The organism is Micromonospora sp. HM5-17 (genome assembly GCF_003762835.1).
Taxonomy (GTDB): Bacteria; Actinomycetota; Actinomycetes; order Mycobacteriales; family Micromonosporaceae; genus Plantactinospora.
This window is the reverse complement of sequence record NZ_RJWA01000002.1, coordinates 346,526-365,504: the sequence shown is the minus strand read 5'-3', so window position 1 is coordinate 365,504 and position 18,979 is coordinate 346,526. Positions and strand designations below refer to the sequence as shown.

Below are 18,979 nucleotides of genomic sequence, written 5' to 3'. Positions count from 1 at the left end.
TACGACCGCCGGTGCGGGCGGCCGGCCGCTGCCGCCGATCATCCCTGGTGAACCCGGTAACACCGAGGGCCACCACCCCCGACGGGCACCCGTCGTGGTGAGGGTCAGGTCGGGTGACGCCGGAGGGAGGCCGCATGGCACCCTCAGGGTGTGCCCGTCCCACGGCGACGGGTCGGTCGCACGGTCACCCGGGAGGACGTACGTGCACGTCGTGATCATGGGTTGCGGACGGGTCGGCGCGACCCTCGCCGACACCCTCGAGTCGCGCGGCCACTCGGTGGCCGTCATCGACCAGGACGCGGACGCCTTCCGTCGGCTCGGCTCGGACTTCGGGGGCATCACCGTCACCGGCGTCGGGTTCGACGGTGACGTGCTCCGCCAGGCCGGCATCGAGCGGGCCGACGCCTTCGCCGCCGTCTCCAGCGGGGACAACTCCAACATCATCTCGGCCCGGCTGGCCCGGGAGACCTTCGGGGTCCCCCGGGTGGTGGCCCGGATCTACGACCCCAAACGCGCCCAGGTCTACGAACGGCTCGGCATCCCGACCGTCGCCACCGTCCGGTGGACCGCCGACCGGATCGTCCGGCACCTGGTGCCCGACGAACACGTGGAGATCTTCCGGGACCCGACCAGCACGGTCTCGATCATCGACGTGGCGGTGCACGACGACTGGATCGGCCGACCGCTGCGCGCGCTGGAGGAGGCGACCGGGGCCCGGGTCGCGTACCTGACCCGGTTCGGCATCGCCACGCTGCCGACCTCCTCCACCGTGCTGCAGGAGGGCGACCAGATCGCCATGCTGGTCACCGACGACATCGCCGACCAGGTGACGACGGCGGCGAGCCTGCCACCGGAAGGGAGGCGCTGAGATGCGGGTCGCCATCGCCGGCGCCGGCAACGTGGGCCGGTCGATCGCCCAGGAGCTGATCGACAACGGGCACCAGGTGATGCTGATCGAGCGGAAGCCCGCGATGCTCCGCCCGGAACGGGTGCCGGCCGCCGAGTGGATCCTCGCCGACGCCTGCGAGCTGACCAGCCTGGAGGAGGCCGACATCGCCAGCTGCGACGTGGTGGTCGCCGCCACCGGCGACGACAAGGTCAACCTCGTGGTCTCGCTGCTGGCCAAGACCGAGTTCGCGGTGCCCCGGGTCGTCGCCCGGGTCAACCGCGCCGAGAACGAGTGGCTCTTCACCGACCAGTGGGGCGTCGACGTGGCGGTGAGCAAGCCTCGGGTGATGGCCGCCCTGGTCGAGGAGGCGGTGACCGTCGGCGACCTGGTCCGGCTGATGACCTTCCGGCAGGGCGAGGCGAACCTGGTCGAGATCACGCTCCCGCCGACCGCGCCGTACGTCGGCCAGCCCATCCACACGGTGCCACTGCCCCGCGACGCCGCGCTGGTCGCGATCCTCCGCGGCAAGCGGGTGCTGGTGCCCAGCCCGGACGACCCGCTGGAGGCCGGCGACGAGCTGATCTTCGTCTGCACGACCGAGGTCGAGGACGAGGTACGCCGGGTGATCCTCGGCCCGGACCGCGTCGAACGGCCCCGCGGCGCCGCCTGAGACCGCGTACCGCCGGTGCGGCGTACCCTCGGGACCGCCGGGGACGGCGTCCGTCCGAGTATCGCCGGGTGGGCCCGGGCGTCCGATCAGCCGGTCGCGGCGGCGGGCAGCGCCGCCTCCCGCCGGTTCGCCCGGCGCACCACCCAGATCGTGACCACCAGCAGCAGCGCGTACGGCGGGTAGCCGAGCGCCAGCCGGGCGGCGCCGAGCGCGGTGCTGAGGTTGGCTGCCCAGAGGACGTGCTGCACGCCGACCTTGAGGACCCAGACCACGCCCCAGAGCACGGTGAGCCAGGTGAAGGTGCGGACCAGACGGGGGTTCTGTCGCCACTCGGAGCGTCCACCGGCCGCGATGATCGACCAGATCCAGCCGACCAGCGGCTGGCGGATCGCCGCGGAGCCGAGCAGCACCGCGCCGTACACGTAGCCGTAGACGATGCCCGGAAGGTAGAAGTCGCGCTCGTCCCCGGTCCGCCAGGCGATCAGCGCGCCGATGGCGATCCCGACGAGCCCGTTGACGGCGTGCCGGATCGGCCGCCGCTGGGCCAGCCGCAGCCCGGCGATCGCCACCGTGACGGCGAGCGCCGCGATCACCGCGGGACGCAGCTCGCCGATGATGTTGACCACCACGAAGACCAGCACCGGGATGCTGGACTCGACGATTCCACGCCAGCCACCGAGCTGCTCGGCAATCTGCTCGGTCAGGCTGGGAAGCGCCTCCCCCGCCCCGTCCCGGCCCGGGTCCGATTCGGGCTCCGTCTTGCCGACGGGCGGCTGTCCAGCTGTCATCTGGGTATCTTCCGGTCGCGGCCGGCGTCACCGGTCGGCAGCCTCACCGCGGCAACTCCAGCTCGTAGTACGGGTTGTAGATGACTTTACGGTCATCCCGAACGGCGACGCGACCACGAGCGGTCAAATGCCGTCCCGGCTCGATGCCGGCGATGCGCCGGCGGCCCAGCCAGACCAGGGTCACGGTGTCGCTGCCGTCGTAGAGGTCGGCCTCCAGCGTCGGCAGGTTGGTCCGCGGCGTGTAGACCACCGTTCGTAGCCGGCCGGAGACGCAGACGACCTGCCCCCGGCTGCACTGGCGGGCCGGCGTACCGCCCACCTCGGCGCTCTCCTGGCGCAGCTCCTGCGCCTCGATCTCGGCCTCGCTCGCGGTGAGCCGCTGCAGGAAGCCGCGCAAGGACGTCCGGCCCTGCTCGGTCGCCATGACCCGGTGTCACCCTCCCCGACGCGCCGGCCGGCGCGTCCGCTCGACACGGCTGGCCCGCAGCCGCACCGCAAGCGTACGCCGGAACGCCGTGCCCCGGCCCGTCGTCTCGATGCCGCACGGTCGTACGGGGCCCGGCCCGTCGTCCCGGGGCCGGGCCGGACGGGTGGCGGGGGCGCCCGGTCCGGCGCCCGCCACTCGTCCGGCCTGGATCGCCCACCCGCGACGCCCTGGCCCTGGCCAGCGCCGCGGGCGGGTCAGACGTCGCGACGGGGTGCGGGCTCCCCGCGGCGGGGTGTCTGCGGGCCCGACACCGCGCCGTTGACCCCCCGGCCCGTTCCGGGCGCGGGAACGGATCCGGCCGGCCCGGCGGTCGCCTCACGGGGCAGCCGCAGCGGCAGGGGCTCCCGAACCGGCTTGGCCTCCCTGCCCCGGTCCACGACGAGTCCGTTCAGGCACTCGGTGAGCGGTTCGGCGGCCGCGGGGTCGGTCGCGGCCCGCCCCTGAAAGACCCCCTGCACCATCCACCGGGGGCCGTCGATGCCGACGAACCGCAGATCGGCGACGCCGCCGTCCGGGGTCCGCACCCGGACCTTGAGCTCCGGGCCGTGGTCACCCTCGACCTCCTCGGCCACCATCCCGTCGGCGGCCAGCGAGGTCCGAATCTCCTCCCGCCACTCGTCCCAGATTCCCTCCGACCGGGGCGCGGCGAAGACCCCCAGTTGCAGGGCACTCTCGCCGTGCACCAGGACGACCTGCTGGATGACGCCGTCGGGGTTGGCCTGGACCCGTACCTCGACGTCCTGGACGGCCGGAATCCGCAGGCTGCCCAGGTCGAGCCGGGGTACCTCCGGCAGCGGCTCCGAGATGTCGTACGGGCCGCGGCTGCGGGGCTTGGACTCGGCCGCGGCGGGAACGTCCTGGGTGTCGACCACCGGCGGGCCCGACCGCTCCTTGCGGGCGTGACGCCCGCCGCCGCGTCCTCGGGAGAAGAACATCGTGCTTACGCTACCTTCCGTTCACGGCTGCGGGACGGGCCGACACTACCGGCGGATGGGGCCGCCGCGGACGGCGGCGACCGTCGCGCCGCGGGCGTCGCGGAGTCACCGGCCGATCGTCCCCTCAGTCTCCTCGCTCGGGTCACGCACGGTGACCAGGTCGGCGTGCCCGCCCGTCGAGCCGTGTCCGCCCTCGCCCCGTGCGGAGGCGGGCAACTCGTCGACCGGCCGGAACTCAGCCCGCTCCACCCGCTGCACCACGAGCTGCGCGATCCGGTCACCCCGGGAGATCTTCGCCGGAGCCGTCCGGTCATGGTTGATGAGGTTCACCAGAATCTCGCCGCGGTAACCGGCGTCGACCGTACCGGGCGCGTTGAGCACCGTCACCCCGAGCCGGGCCGCGAGCCCCGAGCGGGGGTGGACCAGGCCGACGTACCCGTCGGGCAGGGCGAGGGCGATGCCGGTCCGGATCAGCCGCCGCTCCCCCGGCGGGATCTCGACCTCCTCCGCCGCCACCAGATCCGCCCCGGCGTCACCCGGATGGGCGTACGACGGCAGCGGCAGGTCCGGGTCGAGCCGTCGGATCGGTACGGGCACCACGTGCGTCACGATCTCACTCTCCTGGCGAGGGTTGCCGAATCCTCGGTGGTCCCCACCATCCTGCCGGGTCGGGCCGCCCCGCCACGCCGTACCCTCACACCGTGGCCACGACGAGTTCCGATCCCGCCGCCGCACCCGCCCGCACCGGGTACGTCGAGCGGCTGACCCTGCCGTGGTGGCTGTGGCTGGCCGGCCTCGGGTTCGCCGCGCTGCTCGCCGCCGAAGTCTGGCTCGGCGCGACCGGCGTCCGGGCCTGGCTGCCGTTCGTGGTCCTGCTGCCGGTCGCCGCCGCCGGGCTCGGCTGGCTCGGCCGGATCCGGATCGCGGTCCAGGGCGACGAGCTCCTGGTCGACGATGCCCGGCTACCGGTCCGGTTCGTCGCGGACGCGATCCCCCTCGACGCCGCCGGCCGCCGGGAGGTGCTCGGGGTCGGCGCCGATCCGCTCGCCTTCGTGGTGCAGCGTCCCTGGGTCTCCGGCGCCGTCCAGGTGGTGCTGAACGATCCCGACGATCCCACCCCCTACTGGGTGATCAGCTCGCGTCACCCGGTCCGGCTCGCCGAGGCCATCCTCGCGGCACGCGACGGGGCGTCGGGCCAGGCCTGACCCTTCGGCAGCGGGACGCGCGAACCCGCCGCCGGGAGGCGGTCACCGGCCGATCGCGGGACGGCGCCGCCGCAGGTCCTCCCGGATCCGGTCGCCGAGCCCCCGGGTGGTCCGACCGTTGAGGAAGGCCGCCACCGCCGCCCCGGTGAGGAACGGACCGAGCGTGGTCAGGTTGCGGCCGAACCGTCGCAGCAGCCGGTCCCGCAGCTCGGTGCGGGCGGCCGTGCCGAGGACCGTGCTGATCCCCACCCCGGGCAGCAGCGGGTTGATTCCCCGCTGCGCCGCCCACGAGCGGAGCAGCACGACCGCGCGCTGGCCGGTGGTGCCGGGCAGCGACACGCCGTACGCCTCGTGCAACTCGCCGATGAGCTTCAGCTCGATCGCCACCACCGCGACGGTCTCGGCCGCCAGCAGCACGGGCGCCGAGAGCAGGGTGGGGGTGGCGGCCCACTCGACCGCCGCCAGGCCGCCGCTGGCCGCCCCCACCCCGGCCGTGGCTCGGGCGGCGTTGCGTACCAGTCGTTCCGCGAGCGCGTCGCCGTCGAGGCCGCCGAAGTGCCGCCGAAGCGTCTCCCGGTCTCGGACGGGCACGTGCGGGGCGACCTCGGTCACCACGTCGGTGAGCCACCGCAGGGCCGCCCTCGGTTTGCGCAACCGACCCGCGCCCCGACGGCGTACCTGGTCCACCAGCCGGCCGAGGAGCCGTCGCCGCCGGGTCCGGTCGAGCGCGTCGTCGGTCAGCGCCGCCACCGTCGTACCCAGCTCCGCGTCCTGCCCCGGCGCCCCCGGCCGTACCGCGGGCGTGGGCGTCGCAGAGCCGGTCGGTGCCGGCACGTCCGGACCGCGCGGCTCGGCCGGCGTCGGCGTCTCCCGCGCCGGGTCGGAACGACTCATCCTCGACCTCCCACGCCCGGTGACGGGTCGGCGCCACGTCACCGGGATCGCGTCAACCCGTGGCTCACGTCACGCAGGTACCCGCTACCCCCGCACGTCGAACCACGCGCGGCGACCCCCGCCCGGGGAGGTCGCCGCCCCTCCCCCCGAGGAAATCAGGCGCACTCCCGGCAGATCAGCTCGCCGTTGCGCTCCATCGCGAGCTGGCTGCGGTGGTGTACGAGGAAGCAGCGCGCGCAGCGGAACTCGTCCGACTGCATCGGCAGCACCTTGACGGTGAGCTCCTCGTCGGCCAGGTCGGCGCCGGGCAGTTCGAAGCTCTCGGCGACCTCGGCCTCGTCGACGTCCACGGCGGCCGACTGTGAGTCGACTCGTCGAGCCTTGAGCTCTTCCAGGCTGTCCTCGCCGAGGTCGACCTCGTCGCGACGCGGGGCGTCGTAGTCGGTGGCCATCGGTTTCACTCTCCCATATCGATATAGTCGCTTCCGGTTGTAACGCCGGAAGACGCTGTTTCGGTTCCCGCTGGCCGGCCGTCGCTTCCGGTTGCCCGCCCCGGCGCACGTCCGGATCGCAGCCGCCGGGCGGAACCCCCCGCCGAGCGGGGTACCTTACCCCCCTTCGGGCGAGGCATGTATACCGTCCCCGCGGCTTGGTTGTACGTCCGAGTGCCCGGAGTTGTTCCCAATGTGATTCAGGCGACACGAAGATAGGGTCGGCGATCGGCCGATCGTCGTCGGCGCGCCGACGGATTCGCCGGTTTCCACACCCGGTCGGACAACCGGCATCGGCACCGGCATACTCGATAGCCAACGGCGGCCGGGCGCGTCCGGCCGGCCGGCATCTGTCTCAGCCGAGTCTCGGGAGCCAAGTAGATGAGTTTCGCGCGCGTCAGGGCCCTCGTCATCGTCGGCGTGCTCGCGGTCGTCGCCGTGGTCTTCGTCGCGATCACCCTGGTCCGCGACACCCAGGCGGGCAAGGGTACCGCCGAAGACTGTCCCGAGGGCTACAAGCTGGCCGACATCCGGGTGCGACACCCAAAGGACATCAAGATCAACGTTTACAACGCGACCGACATCCAGGGCCTGGCGAGCTCGGTCAAGACGGACTTCCAGAACCGGCAGTTCCAGGTCCTCAAGTTTGGCAACGAGCCGAACAACAAGGGCATCGACGGCGTGGCGGTGCTGCGGTACGGTCCGAAGGCCGTCGGCTCCTACCACGTGCTGAAGGCGTACTTCCTGAACGAGGCGAAGCCGGAGTACGACGCGAACCGCGACACCGACGTGGTCGACGTGGTGATCGGTCCGGACTTCAAGCAGCTGGCCACGGTCACCGAGGTGAGCCAGGCGCTGGCCCAGAACGGTGGTGGGCCGCAGCTGCCCCCCAACACCTGCGCAGACCCGAACCTGCGCTGACCGTTCCCGGCGTCGCCGGCCGGACGGTCGGGCCGGCGACGCCGGGGTCGCGCGTCCCGGCCCCCTCCTCGGTCTGCCCCACCGTCCACGGTGGGACCCGCCACACCGGCGGACGGAGCCACATCTTCTGGCTCGACGGCGCCGATCACCCAACCCGACCGACGGGGGCGCCGCCCCGCCCGCCCCGCCGTGCCGCTCCGGGCCGGGCCCGACGGGGCCGACCACACCGGCCGGCCCCGGCTACGGCCCATCCGTGGCGCCGCACCGGGCCAGGTGGTCGTGGAGCGGGCCGAACAGCGCCGGAGGCGCGGCGATGACCAGGTCGGGACCGGGTCCGGCCCCGTTCAGACCGCCGACCCGCAGGCCCGCCTCGGTCGCGATCAGGCCGCCGGCGGCGTGGTCCCAGAGGTTGAGCCCGCGCTCGTAGTACGCGTCGACCAGGCCCTCCGCGGCCATGCAGAGGTCGAGCGAGGCGGCGCCGTACCGGCGGATGTCCCGCACGTGGGCGATCAACCTGTTCAGCACGCCCGCCTGGTGGGTGCGGCGCGCCGCGTCGTACCCGAAGCCGGTGGCGACCAGTGCCTGGCCGAGATCGGTCTCGGTGGAGCCGCGCAGCCGCCGGCCCTCCCGGTAGGCGCCCCCACCCCGGGTGGCGGTCCACTCGTCGCCCGTGGCCGCGTTGCGGACCACCCCGGCAACCACCTGACCGTCGACCTCTGCGGCCAGGGAGACCGCGTAGTGGGGGAGGCCGTACAGGTAGTTCACGGTGCCGTCGATCGGGTCGAGGATCCACCGGACGACTCCCGGGCCGCCGGACACCGCGACGTCGGAGTCGCCGTACTCCTCGCCCAACACCGCGTCCCCGGGCCGGAGGCTCCGCAGCGTCGCCACCACCTCCCGCTCGACCGCCCGGTCGGCGGCGGTGACCACGTCGGTCGCGGTGCTCTTGGTGGCGATTCCGGACACTCCCTCGGCCCGCATCCGCCGGGCGGTGTCGGCCGCCTGCCGGACGATCTCGACCGCCACCTTCAGCAGCTCGTCCGGAGCCGGAGTACCTACCTGCATGACGTCCCCTTCCCGCACGTCTGTGACGTGACGCCCCCGCCGCGAGTATCATCCTTACAAACTTCACACATGCACCGACTCGGTAGCCCCGGACCGCGCCTCCGGCGTGGTCTCCGGCGTGCGGCGCGGGATGATCGCCGCAGACGGCGTTACAATTCACGCCTGCCCACGCGCCACGGACCGCCGAGCACCGGCCGGCCCGGGACACGGGGGTCCCTCAACCACATCGGCCCGGCGCGACGCTTCGCGCTGCGCTGGCCGAAAACCGGCCGTGCTCGCTCATCGCCTCCGGAAGGTCATTCGTGACAGAACCCCGCCACATCGGCGCCGACGTCCGCTCGCTCACCGACACCCTGATCGCCCGTGCCCAGAGCGCCGGCGGCCAGCTCACGTCGGCCGAGCTGGCGCGCACCGTCGAGTCCGCTGAGGTGACTCCGGCCCAGGCCAAGAAGATTCTGCGTGCGCTCTCGGACGCTGGGGTGACCGTCGTGGTCGACGGCTCGGCGAGCACCACCCGTCGTCGGGTCGCCGCCGCGCGCTCCGCCACCCCCGCGTCCCGCGCGACCACCGCCAAGGCGACGAAGAAGTCCACGTCGCCGGCGCCGAAGCAGGCCCCCGCGGCCGACGAGGCGACCGGCACGACGCGCAAGACGGCGTCCCGGGCCAAGCCCGCGGTCGCCGCGGACGGCGCCGCCGCGTCGACCGGGGCCAAGGCGGCCGGCACCAAGGTGGCCGGCACCAAGGTGGCCGCCAAGACCACCGGGGCGCCCGCGAAGGCCGGCAAGAGCACGCGCGGCGCGAAGTCGGCCAGCACGGCCGGATCCACCAAGACCGCCAAGACGACTCCCCCCAAGACGGTGGACCCGGACGGTCCGATCGACGGCGACCTCGACCCCGAGGATCTCGCCGCCGACATCGAGGACGTGATCGTCGACGACACGGTCGAGCTGACCAAGGCGGCCGAGGCCGATGCGGCGGATGCGGCGAGCGACAACGACTTCGAATGGGACGACGAGGAGTCGGAGGCGCTCAAGCAGGCCCGGCGCGACGCCGAGCTGACCGCCTCCGCGGACTCGGTCCGGGCCTACCTGAAGCAGATCGGGAAGGTCCCGCTGCTCAACGCCGAGCAGGAGGTCGAGCTCGCCAAGCGGATCGAGGCCGGCCTCTACGCGGCCGAGCGGCTGCGCGCCGCCGAGGAGGGCGAGGAGGAGCTGCCCCGGGACTTGGTGCGCGACCTGACCTGGATCGCCCGGGACGGCGAGCGGGCCAAGAACCACCTCCTCGAGGCGAACCTGCGGCTCGTGGTCTCGCTGGCCAAGCGTTACACCGGGCGGGGCATGGCCTTCCTCGACCTGATCCAGGAGGGCAACCTCGGCCTGATCCGGGCGGTCGAGAAGTTCGACTACACCAAGGGCTACAAGTTCTCCACCTACGCCACCTGGTGGATCCGCCAGGCCATCACCCGCGCCATGGCCGACCAGGCCCGCACCATCCGCATCCCGGTGCACATGGTCGAGGTGATCAACAAGCTCGGCCGGATCCAGCGTGAGCTGCTCCAGGACCTGGGCCGCGAGCCCACGCCGGAGGAGCTGGCGAAGGAGATGGACATCACCCCGGAGAAGGTGCTGGAGATCCAGCAGTACGCCCGGGAGCCGATCTCCCTCGACCAGACCATCGGCGACGAGGGGGACAGCCAGCTCGGCGACTTCATCGAGGACTCCGAGGCCGTCGTCGCGGTCGACGCGGTCTCCTTCTCACTCCTGCAGGACCAGCTCCAGCAGGTCCTGCAGACCCTCTCCGAGCGCGAGGCGGGCGTCGTACGGCTGCGCTTCGGCCTCACCGACGGACAGCCGCGCACCCTGGACGAGATCGGTCAGGTGTACGGTGTCACCCGCGAGCGGATCCGACAGATCGAGTCGAAGACGATGTCGAAGCTACGCCACCCGTCCCGCTCGCAGGTGCTCCGCGACTACCTCGACTGAACCGGGGATAGTCAACCAACCGTAATAGATCAAATACTGAACGTACATCACCCGACGCTGCCCAATCGGTTCCCCCCGGGTGATCGTTGACGTGGCACCCTGGTGGCACGGCACACTGTCTCTACCACGTGTGACATCGCTCCCCGAGGGGCACACTGGGAAGGCCACAACCCACGAGGGTGTTACACGATAGGTGAGCAATGACCGACGAGAGTGTTCATCGGTGACGACCGCAGGAGGAAGGCGATGACCCCAACCCTCACGCCGCCGCCCGAGACGGTGGCTCCCCCAGCCGCCGATGAACGGTGCGACCGCTGCAACGCCGCCGGCAAGCTCCGGGTCACCCTCGCGGGTGGGAGTGAGCTGGTGTTCTGTGGGCATCACGCGAACAAGTACGCCGAGGAGCTGGTCAAGATCACGGTGCGCTACGCGACTGACCCGGAATTCACCTGGCGTGGCGCCGAACTGATGGCGAACTAGATAGCACCAACTAATGGCGAAATAAATAGAAACAGCACACAACGGTCGGAGGTGCCCACACCGGGCACCTCCGACCGTCTGTATGGCAGGGTCTCCTCGGGTCGCGGAGCGTGGTGCCCGTGCGAGCGACCGAGGTGGTCAAGGAGTTCACCCGGGCCGCCCCTCGGCCGGCCGGCGCCGGCACGGGGAATCCGCCGGCTCAGAGACTCTGGACCGTGGCGATCCGCTCCTCGAGCTGCTCGATCGTCGCCTGGGCGCTCGGCGGCCCCCCACAGCGGCGGCGCAGTTCGGCATGGATCTTGCCGTGCGGCAGTCCGGTGCGGTGGTGGTGCGCCGCGACCAGGGCGTTGAGTTGGCGCCGCAGGCGGATCCGGCGCTCCGCCGCGGTGAGCGGCCGGGCCGCCGGCTGCGGTGGCGGCGTGGCCTCGGCGCCGGTCTGGCGCCGCCGACGCTGCGCGGCCAGTTGCTCCGCCTGACGCTTGCTCAACAGCGTCGCCACCTGCTCCGCGGTCAACAGCCCGGGCAGCCCGAGATACTCCTCCTCCTCGGGGGTCCCCGCCTGCGCGGCGGTGCCGAAGGACGCCCCGTCGAATATCACCTGGTCGAGTTCGGCGGTCGCGGAGAGCGCCTCGAACCGCTTCTCCAGCTCGCCGCTCGCCCGCTCCGTACGCTGCGCCCGCGCCAGCAGGTCGTCGTCGAACCCCTCCCGCCGTTTCGGCTCGCCCAGTACGTGGTCCCGCTGCGCCTCCATCTCGCTGGCCAGGCTGAGCAGGTGCGGCACGCTCGGCAGGAAGATCGAGGCGGTCTCCCCGGGTCGGCGGGCCCGCACGAACCGGCCGATCGCCTGGGCGAAGAACAACGGCGTGGAGGCGCTCGTCGCGTACACCCCCACCGCCAGCCGGGGGATGTCGACCCCCTCCGAGACCATCCGCACCGCGACCAGCCACCGCTGGTCCGAGGCGGAGAAGGCCGCGATCCGCTCCGAGGCCCCCTGGTCGTCCGAGAGGACCACCACCGCCTTCTCCCCGGTCAGTCGCTCGATGAGCCGGGCGTACGACCGCGCGGCCTGCTGGTCGCTGGCGATCACCAGGCCGCCCGCGTCGGTCATCCCGCCCGTCCGCAGCACCTGCAACCGGGCGTCGGCCGCCCGCAGCACCTGCGGCATCCAGTCCCCGGCCGGGTCGAGCGCGGTCCGCCACGCCTGGGCGATCATGTCCTGGGTCATCGGCTCGCCGAGCCGGGCCGCCAGCTCGTCCCCGGCGCTGGTCCGCCACCGGGTCTCGCCCGAGTAGGCGAGGAAGATCACCGGACGTACGACGCCGTCGGCGAGCGCGTCCGAGTAGCCGTACACGGCGTCGGCCCGGGACCGCAGGAGGCCGTCGCCGCCGCGCTCGTACGTCACGAACGGGATCGGGTTGTCGTCGGACCGGAACGGCGTACCCGTCAGCATGAGGCGTCGCACCGCGGGTTCGAACGCGGCCTTGATGCCGTCGCCCCAGGAGCGGGAGTCCCCGGCGTGGTGGATCTCGTCCAGGATCACCAGCGTCCGCCGGGTCATCGTCCGACGGCGGTGCACCTGCGGGGCCATCCCGACCTGCGCGTAGGTCACCACCGCCCCGTGGAAGTCCGCCGACGAGTGCAGGTCGGCGTTGCGGAACGCGGCGTCGAGCTGGATCCCCACCCGGGCGGCGGCCGCGGCCCACTGGGTCTTCAGGTGCTCGGTCGGGGCGACCACGGTCACCGCCTCGACGGTCCCGTCGACGAGCAGTTCGGCCGCGATGCGCAGTGCGAAGGTCGTCTTTCCCGCGCCGGGTGTCGCGACCGCCAGGAAGTTCTCGGAGCGACGTCGCAGGTACTCCACCAACGCCTTGCGCTGCCAGGCACGCAGCGCGGGGAACGATTCGATGGCCGGCAGCGGGGCTCCCACGCAGAAACACTCCCCTCGAACGAAGAGATCCGACCCCCACACGAAAACGCCTCCGCGGCCGGAACGAGCGCGAAGGCCATATCAGCATAACCAGGAGAGCACCACCGACCCAGGAGACACCAGCGGCACGGCCGTCACATCCGGCCGCGAAACGTCCGGGTACGGGAGCGCCCGACGCGTGGGTCTGCGCGCACGAGTCGCGACGTCAGGATGACGCGGAGACCGTCCTCCGACTCGCCGAACGGCCGGGAGGGAGCGTCGGGGCAGCCGGTCCCCGCAGCCCCCACCCGAGCGGCGACGGCGAGCGCGGGGCCAGCCCGGTCAGCGCGGCGGCGCCGCACCCGGCGCCACCGGCGCGGACCAGCGGCGGCGCAGCGCCACGAGGCGGAGGGCGAAGACGACCAGCGCGGCGGTGACCAGCAGCCCCGGGTTGGCCAGTCCGGTCCAGTCGAGGACCACCACCGCGACCGCGCCGCCCAGGGATGCCACCGCGTAGATCTCGCGACGCAGCACGACCGGGATCTCCCCGGTCAGCAGGTCTCGGCCGAGGCCGCCACCGATGCCGGTGAGCATGCCGACCAGGCAGGCACCGAGCGCCGGCACCCCGGCGGCCAGGGCGGCCCGGGTACCGGTGACGGTGAACAGGGCCAGCCCGGCCGCGTCGAGCACCAGCACCGTCGGACGCAGGCGGGCGAGCTGGGGATGGAGCCAGAAGACCGCGGCCGAGGCGACGGCGGCGGTGGCCGCGTACCGCCAGTCGGCGAAGGCCAGCGGCGGGGTCTTGTCGATCACCAGATCCCGGAGGATGCCCCCGCCCAACGCGGCGACGAAACCGACGAAGACCACCCCAAAGAGGTCGAGCCGTTTCGCCACCGCCGCCGAGGCGCCAGAGGCGGCGAAGACGGCGACGCCGAGCAGGTCGGCGAGGAGCAGCACGGTCGAGGCGGTCACCGGATGGAGCGTACGAGGCGGTTGGAGGCACCGACCACCGCAACCGCCACCGGTGCCCAGAGACGAGACGCCCGCCACGCCCGCCGAGACGGGCGCAGATCCGCCGGGCCGGACCCGGGCCGGTGTGGGCCCCACCACCCGGATCCGTCGGCCCGGCGGTTCGGCTACTGCTGCGGGTTCGGCTCCGGGTCGTAGAACCGGTTGTCGTCCTCGAAGATCTCCTTGCACTCCGGGCAGACCGGGAAACGACTCGGATCCCGAGACGGCACCCACACCTTGCCGCAGAGCGCCTTGACCGGCGTACCGAGCACGAGAGCCTCGGTCAGCTTGTCCTTGGCGGTGTAGTGCGCGAAGCGCTCGTGGTCACCGTGCTCGAACGGACGCTCCACGGGCCGTTCGAGGATGGTGCCACTGCTCTGGGGGGCGACGGGTGTACTCACCCCTCCAGTCTGGCAGGTCACTGCCGGGTGGTCCACCGGAAGCGACACCCGGCGCAGCCCGTACGGTAGGCGATCGTGACCGATTTCCAGATCCGGTACGGCGCCGAGGTGGCCGCCGCACTCCGCGCCGGGCGTCCCGTTGTCGCCTGCGAGAGCACCATCGTCTCCCACGGTCTGCCCCGACCGGACAACCTGCGGGTGGCCCGGGAGATCGAGCAGACGGTCCGGGAGAACGGGGCGGTGCCGGCGACGATCGGCATGGTCGGCGGCGAGTTGATCGTCGGCCTCGACGACGCGCAGCTGACCCGGCTGGCCACCACGGACGGCGTCGCGAAGCTCTCGGTACGGGACCTGGCGGTTGCCGCCGCGACCGGCGCCGACGGCGCGACCACGGTCGCCGCGACCAGCGCGGTCGCCGCCGCGGCCGGCATCCGGGTATTCGCCACCGGGGGACTGGGCGGGGTGCACCGGGAGGCGGCACAGACCTTCGACGAGTCCGCCGACCTGGTCACGCTGGCCCGTACCCCGATCGCCGTGGTCTGCGCCGGGGTGAAGTCGATTCTCGACGTCGGGGCGACGCTGGAGCGGCTGGAGACGCTGGGCGTGGCGGTGGTCGGCTACCGTACCCGGCGCTTCCCCGGCTTCTTCGTCACCGACGGCGGCTTCGACCTGGACTGGGCGGTGGAGTCGCCGGAGCAGGCCGCGGCCGTGCTGGCGGCCCGGACGGCGCACGGCGTCTCGGCGGGGGCCCTGGTCGTGGCGAACCCGCTTCCGCCGGACGAGCAGCTCGACCCGGCGCTACACGACCGCACCCTGGCCGAGGGGCTGGCCCGGTTGGCCGCGGACGGAATCACCGGCAAGGCCGTCACCCCGTTCCTGTTGGCGCACTTCCACGCCGCCACCGAGGGGGCCAGCCTGGCGGTGAACGTCCGGATCATCCTGCGCAACGCGGCGCTGGCGGCACAGATCGCGGTCGCCGCCGCCCGGGGATGAACCTCCCGGCCCGGAGGACCGGCGCTCGTCCGCCCCGGATCCTGGTGGTGGGCGACATCGTCACCGACGTGGTGGCCGTGCTCGCGGATCGGTTGGCGCCCGGCTCGGACACCCCGGCCGGCATCCGGTTCGCCGGCGGCGGCCAGGCCGCCAACACCGCCGCCTGGCTCGCCTGGCGGGGGCATCCGGTGACCCTGGTCGGGGTCGTCGGCACGGACGACGCGGGCGATGCCCGGGTCGCCGAACTGACCCGGGCGGGGGTGCAGTGTGCGGTGCGGCGCTGCCCGGACGCGCCGACGGGGACGGTGATCGTGCTCGCCGACGACGGCGAACGGACCATGATCACCGAACGGGGCGCCAACCTCCGGCTGACCCCGGACGACATCGGGCGGGCACTGGCCGCGGCACCCGACGCGGGGCACCTGCACCTGTCGGCGTACCCGCTGCTCGACGCCGGGTCGCGGACGGCCGGACTGGCCGCGCTGGCCGCCGCGCGCGACCGCGGCCTCACCACCAGCGTGGACGCGGCCTCCGCGGAGCCGCTGCGGCGGCTCGGCCCGGCGGCGTTCCTGGACTGGGTCCGCGAGGTCGACCTGCTGCTCGCCAACGCGGACGAGGCGGCGGTGCTGGCCGGCCCCGGTAAGCCTGCGACGCAGGCGCGGCGGCTCGCCGAGGTGGCTCGCAACGTCGTGGTGAAGAACGGGGCCGCCGGGTCGGTCTGGGCCGAGCGGGACGGTGTGCTGGTCGAGTCGGCCGCCCGGCGGGTGCCGGTGCGGGACGTGACCGGAGCCGGGGACGCGTTCGCCGCCGGGCTGCTGTCGGCCTGGGTGACCGGCCGCGGCCCGGCCGAGGCGCTGCGGTGGGCGGCGGAGCTGGGCGCGGCCGCGGTCGCCGTGGTCGGCGCCCGCCCCGACCCCGGAAACCCCGACGGGCGCGGCTGACCGCCGGCCGTACGCCGGCACCGGCGCATCCCCGTTCCCCGATGCCCCGGATTCCCGCGGTCCCGTGCTCCGCCCGGTCGGTCAGGGTTCGGCGTCGATGATCCGGTGCGGGCGTTCCTCGGCTGCGAGCGCCCGCGGCGAGGTCTCCGCGACATGCCGGCGGCGCAGCCGGTTGGCGAGCCGGTGCTGCTCCTTCGGCGGACGGTCGTTGGCGAGGAGCACGGCCAGCCAGGGGAGCAGGACCATCCCGACCACGCAGAGCGGCAGCCAGAGCCAGAGGAGTGGTGCCTCGACACCGACCAGGATGGCGCCGGCGATGATGCAGACGGCCCGGATCGACATCATCACGAGGTACCGGCGTTCGCGGCTGCGCAGCTGGTCGTCCTGGCTACGTGCGGCGTCGGTGATCAGAATCGGCTGGTACGCCTGACGCTTCACCACGGCCCTCCCCGGGAGCTAGGGGCATCCGATCCCGGACACCGTCGGTCCCGGGATGCCGCCTCCCATCCTCGCACCCCGGCCAGGGATCCCGACGGCACCCGGCGACGGTACGGCCCTCGCCGGCCGAACGGGCCGGCGATCGCTCAGCCGGTCGCGCGCTCCTTGGCGGATGCCTTCACCTGCTGCTTGTACTCGCGGACCCGGGCCAGCGACGCCTCGTCGGTGACGTCCGCGATCGAGTGGAAGACGCCCTCCGCGCCGTACGTCCCGGCCGCCTCACGCCAGCCCGGCGGCTGGACGCCGAGACGCTTGCCGAGCAGGGCGACGAAGATCTGGCCCTTCTGCCGGCCGAACCCCGGCAGTGCGGTGAGCCGCGCGAGGAGGTCGGCGCCGTCGGTCGCCTCCGACCAGAGCCGGCTCGGGTCGCCGTCGTAGCGCGCGACGAGGACGCGGCACACCTCCTGCACCCGGGCCGCCATCGCCTTCGGAAACCGGTGCAGGGCGGGACGCTCGGCGAAGACCGCCACCAGCGCCTCCGGGTCGTAGTCGGCCAGCTCGGCCGCGTCCGGTTCGTGGCCGAGCCGCCTCGTCAGCTCGTACGGGCCGGCAAAGGCCTTCTCCATGCTGACCTGCTGGTCGAGAACCATGCCGATCAGCAGCGCCAGCGGGCTGCGCCGAAGCAGGTCGTTGGCCTCGGCGGCGATGGGCAGCGAGAGCGTCATGCCCCTCATCCTGCCTGGTCCGGCGCCTGGACCGGCAGCCACCCACCGGCCCGCGTCTCCACCCCGCCCCATCCACGGCCACCGGGTCCGAGGCGCCACCCCGGCCGGGCCGCGGGTGGATGGCGCGCCGACGTCGGAGTGTCCGTCGGCGCGCCGCCCGTCTCCCCCGGTTCACCCGGACCACGGCGTCCGCGGCCGGGCGCACCCGGTCGCGGTCAGCCGGGTACCCGGTCCAGGAAGCCGTAGACCGCCCTGATCCGGCCGTCCGCGGCCACCCGGGCGACGTCGAAGCCGACCACGACCGGCTCGCCCCCCTCCGCCGGGACGAGTTGCCACCCGAACCGGACGATGTCGTGGTGTCCGTCGACCAGCCCGGTCGGCCGGAACACCAGGCCGGGGAACTTCTCCCGGACGCCGGTGACCAGCGCCGCGAGTCCGGAATGCCCGGCGACGTCGGCGAGCGGGTCGGTGTAGGTCGCATCCGCGACGAAGAGCACGCCGATCGCCGCCGCCCGGCGCGTGGCGTCGGGCTCGTTCCAGAGCGCGAAATACCGCTCGACGAGGTTGGAAAAGTCCACGGATTGCTCCCTTCGGATCGGATCGGCGGGACGGCCCGCGCGCCGTACCGCCGGCCGGGGCAACCCTCCCGCAGGCACGTGGTCCCTGTCGATTACCTCCGAGGTCATCCGGGCGCGGCACCGGCGCCCGGACCACGACGTCGGTCAATGTTGCCGCCATCCCGGGAGCGTGGTGGAATAGCTCATATCGCCGCGGTGTGGGGGCAACCACACTGCGCACGGGCACCACCAACCGGGAGCACCACGGGCAGCCTCTCCGGCATCGGGCGGATCGCCATCCGCGCGCCGTCGTCTCCGGTCGCGCGCCGATCCGGCCACGATCCGACCCCGCCGTGATCGGTCCGGCCGCGCACCGGTGTCACGGCGTGCCGGGCGGGCGGCAGCCGCCACGCGAGTCCACCGACCGGTCGTCGGGCCACCTGTCCCCGCCGACCCGTACCGAGGTGGCGACGCGTACCGCGGCCACCGTCCCGACAAGGCAGAACCGTCCGACGGACGTCGTCCCGGTCGAGCGACGGCCGGACCGGAGGTCCGACGGACCAGACCGGCGAGGTGCTACGAATCATGATCTCCCGTACGAGCATCGCGGGGTGGTACCGCAACCGCTTCGTGTGGGTGGCGGTCATCCTGCTGGCGGTGTCCGGCACGGCGGTCGTCCTGGCCAACGCCGGCGGCTCGGAGGCCGATCCGGTGGACCTGAAGGCCCAGATCACCGCCCGGATGCGGACCGTGCTCGAACAGTCCGACCCCACCGCACACCAGCACCACGAACACCACCCCGCGACCAGCCACACGCCGGAGGGCGGCAAGGCGCCCGTGGTCTGCGGGGTCCACGTGTACGGCTTCGAGCCGGCGAACGCCACCGTCCTCGCCGAGGTGAAGACCGTGTACGGCTTCCACCTCTGCGGCGTCGCCGAGCAGAAGCGTCCGTGGGACTGGGCGGTCAAGCTGGCCGGTCCCCTGATCATGGACCTGTCGACCGACCCGCCCGGCATCCAGGTCGTCGAGGCGACCGCCGAGGTCCGGTTCATCGACCGACTCCGGGAGATGTTCCCGGACCCCTACGAGGAGCAGGCGACCAAGGAGGCGTTGAGCGAGTCGGAGATGGCGGACCTGCGTCGCCGGTACGACGCCGCGGCCGGACTGTGACCGTGGCGGGCCCCGGCGCGGGCGACTGAT

The 18,979-nt window shown here is 73.1% G+C and carries 22 protein-coding genes; 9 read left to right on the top strand and 13 right to left on the bottom strand.

Annotated elements, in window-relative coordinates:
- Positions 1-202: 202 nt before the first annotated feature.
- Together EF879_RS06920 and EF879_RS06915 are read left to right on the top strand one after the other, a co-directional pair.
- Positions 203-868, top strand: a complete 666-nt coding sequence (locus tag EF879_RS06920) for a TrkA family potassium uptake protein (protein ID WP_123555972.1) — start codon at positions 203-205, stop codon at positions 866-868.
- Between the two features lies 1 nt (position 869).
- Complete coding sequence (locus EF879_RS06915) at positions 870-1,559, top strand: TrkA family potassium uptake protein (protein WP_123555970.1); 690 nt, start codon at positions 870-872, stop codon at positions 1,557-1,559.
- 86 nt (positions 1,560-1,645) lie between these two features.
- Here EF879_RS06915 and EF879_RS06910 read toward each other — a convergent pair whose 3' ends face one another.
- The 4 genes from EF879_RS06910 to dut all read right to left on the bottom strand — a co-directional run bounded on the left by EF879_RS06910 (position 1,646) and on the right by dut (position 4,378).
- Entirely contained in the window at positions 1,646-2,347 is a 702-nt protein-coding gene (locus tag EF879_RS06910) for a DUF3159 domain-containing protein (RefSeq protein WP_123555968.1), read from the bottom strand.
- 43 nt (positions 2,348-2,390) lie between these two features.
- Positions 2,391-2,771 carry an OB-fold nucleic acid binding domain-containing protein gene (locus EF879_RS06905; RefSeq protein ID WP_123555966.1) on the bottom strand — a complete coding sequence of 127 codons (381 nt, stop codon included), beginning with the start codon at positions 2,769-2,771 and terminating at the stop codon, positions 2,391-2,393.
- A gap of 257 nt (positions 2,772-3,028) precedes the next feature.
- Positions 3,029-3,769 (bottom strand): DUF3710 domain-containing protein, encoded by a 741-nt coding sequence (locus EF879_RS06900; RefSeq protein ID WP_123555964.1) that lies wholly within the window; start codon positions 3,767-3,769, stop codon positions 3,029-3,031.
- A 105-nt stretch (positions 3,770-3,874) separates the two neighbouring features.
- The gene (gene dut / locus EF879_RS06895) at positions 3,875-4,378 is read right to left on the bottom strand and encodes a dUTP diphosphatase (protein ID WP_123555962.1); all 504 of its coding nucleotides are present in this window, start codon (positions 4,376-4,378) and stop codon (positions 3,875-3,877) included.
- A gap of 92 nt (positions 4,379-4,470) precedes the next feature.
- Between dut and EF879_RS06890 the strand changes: the two genes are divergently transcribed.
- Positions 4,471-4,974, top strand: coding sequence for a DUF3093 domain-containing protein (locus EF879_RS06890; protein WP_123555959.1), 504 nt, complete (start codon positions 4,471-4,473; stop codon positions 4,972-4,974).
- 42 nt (positions 4,975-5,016) lie between these two features.
- Here the strand turns inward: EF879_RS06890 and EF879_RS06885 are convergent, their stop codons facing one another.
- Both EF879_RS06885 and EF879_RS06880 read right to left on the bottom strand, forming a co-directional pair.
- On the bottom strand, positions 5,017-5,868 hold the full coding sequence (locus tag EF879_RS06885; protein WP_233604279.1) for a hypothetical protein: 852 nt from the start codon (positions 5,866-5,868) through the stop codon (positions 5,017-5,019).
- A 155-nt stretch (positions 5,869-6,023) separates the two neighbouring features.
- A complete protein-coding gene (locus EF879_RS06880; RefSeq protein ID WP_123555957.1) occupies positions 6,024-6,320 on the bottom strand; it encodes a DUF4193 domain-containing protein in 297 nt (98 codons plus the stop codon).
- A 420-nt stretch (positions 6,321-6,740) separates the two neighbouring features.
- Here EF879_RS06880 and EF879_RS06875 point away from each other — a divergent pair, with 420 nt between their 5' ends.
- Positions 6,741-7,280: a LytR C-terminal domain-containing protein gene (locus EF879_RS06875; protein ID WP_123555955.1), complete on the top strand. Its 540-nt coding sequence runs from the start codon at positions 6,741-6,743 to the stop codon at positions 7,278-7,280.
- Between the two features lie 240 nt (positions 7,281-7,520).
- Here the strand turns inward: EF879_RS06875 and EF879_RS06870 are convergent, their stop codons facing one another.
- Positions 7,521-8,345, bottom strand: coding sequence for an inositol monophosphatase family protein (locus EF879_RS06870; RefSeq protein ID WP_123555953.1), 825 nt, complete (start codon positions 8,343-8,345; stop codon positions 7,521-7,523).
- Positions 8,346-8,647: 302 nt separating this feature from the next.
- Between EF879_RS06870 and EF879_RS06865 the strand changes: the two genes are divergently transcribed.
- Positions 8,648-10,327, top strand: a complete 1,680-nt coding sequence (locus EF879_RS06865) for an RNA polymerase sigma factor (protein ID WP_123555951.1) — start codon at positions 8,648-8,650, stop codon at positions 10,325-10,327.
- 246 nt (positions 10,328-10,573) lie between these two features.
- Positions 10,574-10,807 (top strand): hypothetical protein, encoded by a 234-nt coding sequence (locus tag EF879_RS06860; protein ID WP_123556838.1) that lies wholly within the window; start codon positions 10,574-10,576, stop codon positions 10,805-10,807.
- Positions 10,808-11,006: 199 nt separating this feature from the next.
- Here the strand turns inward: EF879_RS06860 and EF879_RS06855 are convergent, their stop codons facing one another.
- The 3 genes from EF879_RS06855 to EF879_RS06845 form a co-directional block, all read right to left on the bottom strand.
- Positions 11,007-12,734 carry a DEAD/DEAH box helicase gene (locus EF879_RS06855; protein WP_123555949.1) on the bottom strand — a complete coding sequence of 576 codons (1,728 nt, stop codon included), beginning with the start codon at positions 12,732-12,734 and terminating at the stop codon, positions 11,007-11,009.
- Between the two features lie 321 nt (positions 12,735-13,055).
- On the bottom strand, positions 13,056-13,685 hold the full coding sequence (locus EF879_RS06850; protein WP_123555947.1) for a trimeric intracellular cation channel family protein: 630 nt from the start codon (positions 13,683-13,685) through the stop codon (positions 13,056-13,058).
- Positions 13,686-13,849: 164 nt separating this feature from the next.
- Positions 13,850-14,125 carry a DUF3039 domain-containing protein gene (locus tag EF879_RS06845; RefSeq protein ID WP_123555945.1) on the bottom strand — a complete coding sequence of 92 codons (276 nt, stop codon included), beginning with the start codon at positions 14,123-14,125 and terminating at the stop codon, positions 13,850-13,852.
- A 75-nt stretch (positions 14,126-14,200) separates the two neighbouring features.
- Here EF879_RS06845 and EF879_RS06840 point away from each other — a divergent pair, with 75 nt between their 5' ends.
- Together EF879_RS06840 and EF879_RS06835 are read left to right on the top strand one after the other, a co-directional pair.
- Entirely contained in the window at positions 14,201-15,118 is a 918-nt protein-coding gene (locus EF879_RS06840) for a pseudouridine-5'-phosphate glycosidase (RefSeq protein WP_123555942.1), read from the top strand.
- Positions 15,115-16,059: a carbohydrate kinase family protein gene (locus EF879_RS06835; RefSeq protein ID WP_123555940.1), complete on the top strand. Its 945-nt coding sequence runs from the start codon at positions 15,115-15,117 to the stop codon at positions 16,057-16,059. The genes EF879_RS06840 and EF879_RS06835 overlap by 4 nt, the downstream gene beginning before the upstream one ends.
- 81 nt (positions 16,060-16,140) lie before the next feature.
- Here EF879_RS06835 and EF879_RS06830 read toward each other — a convergent pair whose 3' ends face one another.
- The 3 genes from EF879_RS06830 to EF879_RS06820 form a co-directional block, all read right to left on the bottom strand.
- A complete protein-coding gene (locus EF879_RS06830) occupies positions 16,141-16,497 on the bottom strand; it encodes a DUF3099 domain-containing protein (RefSeq protein ID WP_123556836.1) in 357 nt (118 codons plus the stop codon).
- A 146-nt stretch (positions 16,498-16,643) separates the two neighbouring features.
- Complete coding sequence (locus EF879_RS06825) at positions 16,644-17,231, bottom strand: HhH-GPD-type base excision DNA repair protein (protein ID WP_123555938.1); 588 nt, start codon at positions 17,229-17,231, stop codon at positions 16,644-16,646.
- 206 nt (positions 17,232-17,437) lie between these two features.
- A complete protein-coding gene (locus tag EF879_RS06820; RefSeq protein ID WP_233604278.1) occupies positions 17,438-17,800 on the bottom strand; it encodes a nuclear transport factor 2 family protein in 363 nt (120 codons plus the stop codon).
- Between the two features lie 564 nt (positions 17,801-18,364).
- On the opposite strand from EF879_RS06820, the gene EF879_RS06810 reads away from it, so the two are divergent.
- A complete protein-coding gene (locus EF879_RS06810; RefSeq protein ID WP_123555932.1) occupies positions 18,365-18,949 on the top strand; it encodes a hypothetical protein in 585 nt (194 codons plus the stop codon).
- Positions 18,950-18,979 lie beyond the last annotated feature (30 nt).

Bases quoted from the DNA above. Each gene is read 5' to 3' on its own strand.
- EF879_RS06870 (WP_123555953.1), bottom strand. From the start codon at position 8,345: ATGCAGGTAGGTACTCCGGCTCCGGACGAGCTGCTGAAGGTGGCGGTC.
- EF879_RS06900 (WP_123555964.1), bottom strand. From the start codon at position 3,769: ATGTTCTTCTCCCGAGGACGCGGCGGCGGGCGTCACGCCCGCAAGGAG.
- EF879_RS06810 (WP_123555932.1), top strand. From the start codon at position 18,365: ATGATCTCCCGTACGAGCATCGCGGGGTGGTACCGCAACCGCTTCGTG.
- EF879_RS06885 (WP_233604279.1), bottom strand. From the start codon at position 5,868: ATGAGTCGTTCCGACCCGGCGCGGGAGACGCCGACGCCGGCCGAGCCG.
- EF879_RS06835 (WP_123555940.1), top strand. From the start codon at position 15,115: ATGAACCTCCCGGCCCGGAGGACCGGCGCTCGTCCGCCCCGGATCCTG.
- EF879_RS06825 (WP_123555938.1), bottom strand. From the start codon at position 17,231: ATGAGGGGCATGACGCTCTCGCTGCCCATCGCCGCCGAGGCCAACGAC.
- EF879_RS06860 (WP_123556838.1), top strand. From the start codon at position 10,574: ATGACCCCAACCCTCACGCCGCCGCCCGAGACGGTGGCTCCCCCAGCC.
- EF879_RS06915 (WP_123555970.1), top strand. From the start codon at position 870: ATGCGGGTCGCCATCGCCGGCGCCGGCAACGTGGGCCGGTCGATCGCC.
- EF879_RS06875 (WP_123555955.1), top strand. From the start codon at position 6,741: ATGAGTTTCGCGCGCGTCAGGGCCCTCGTCATCGTCGGCGTGCTCGCG.
- EF879_RS06880 (WP_123555957.1), bottom strand. From the start codon at position 6,320: ATGGCCACCGACTACGACGCCCCGCGTCGCGACGAGGTCGACCTCGGC.
- EF879_RS06910 (WP_123555968.1), bottom strand. From the start codon at position 2,347: ATGACAGCTGGACAGCCGCCCGTCGGCAAGACGGAGCCCGAATCGGAC.
- EF879_RS06905 (WP_123555966.1), bottom strand. From the start codon at position 2,771: ATGGCGACCGAGCAGGGCCGGACGTCCTTGCGCGGCTTCCTGCAGCGG.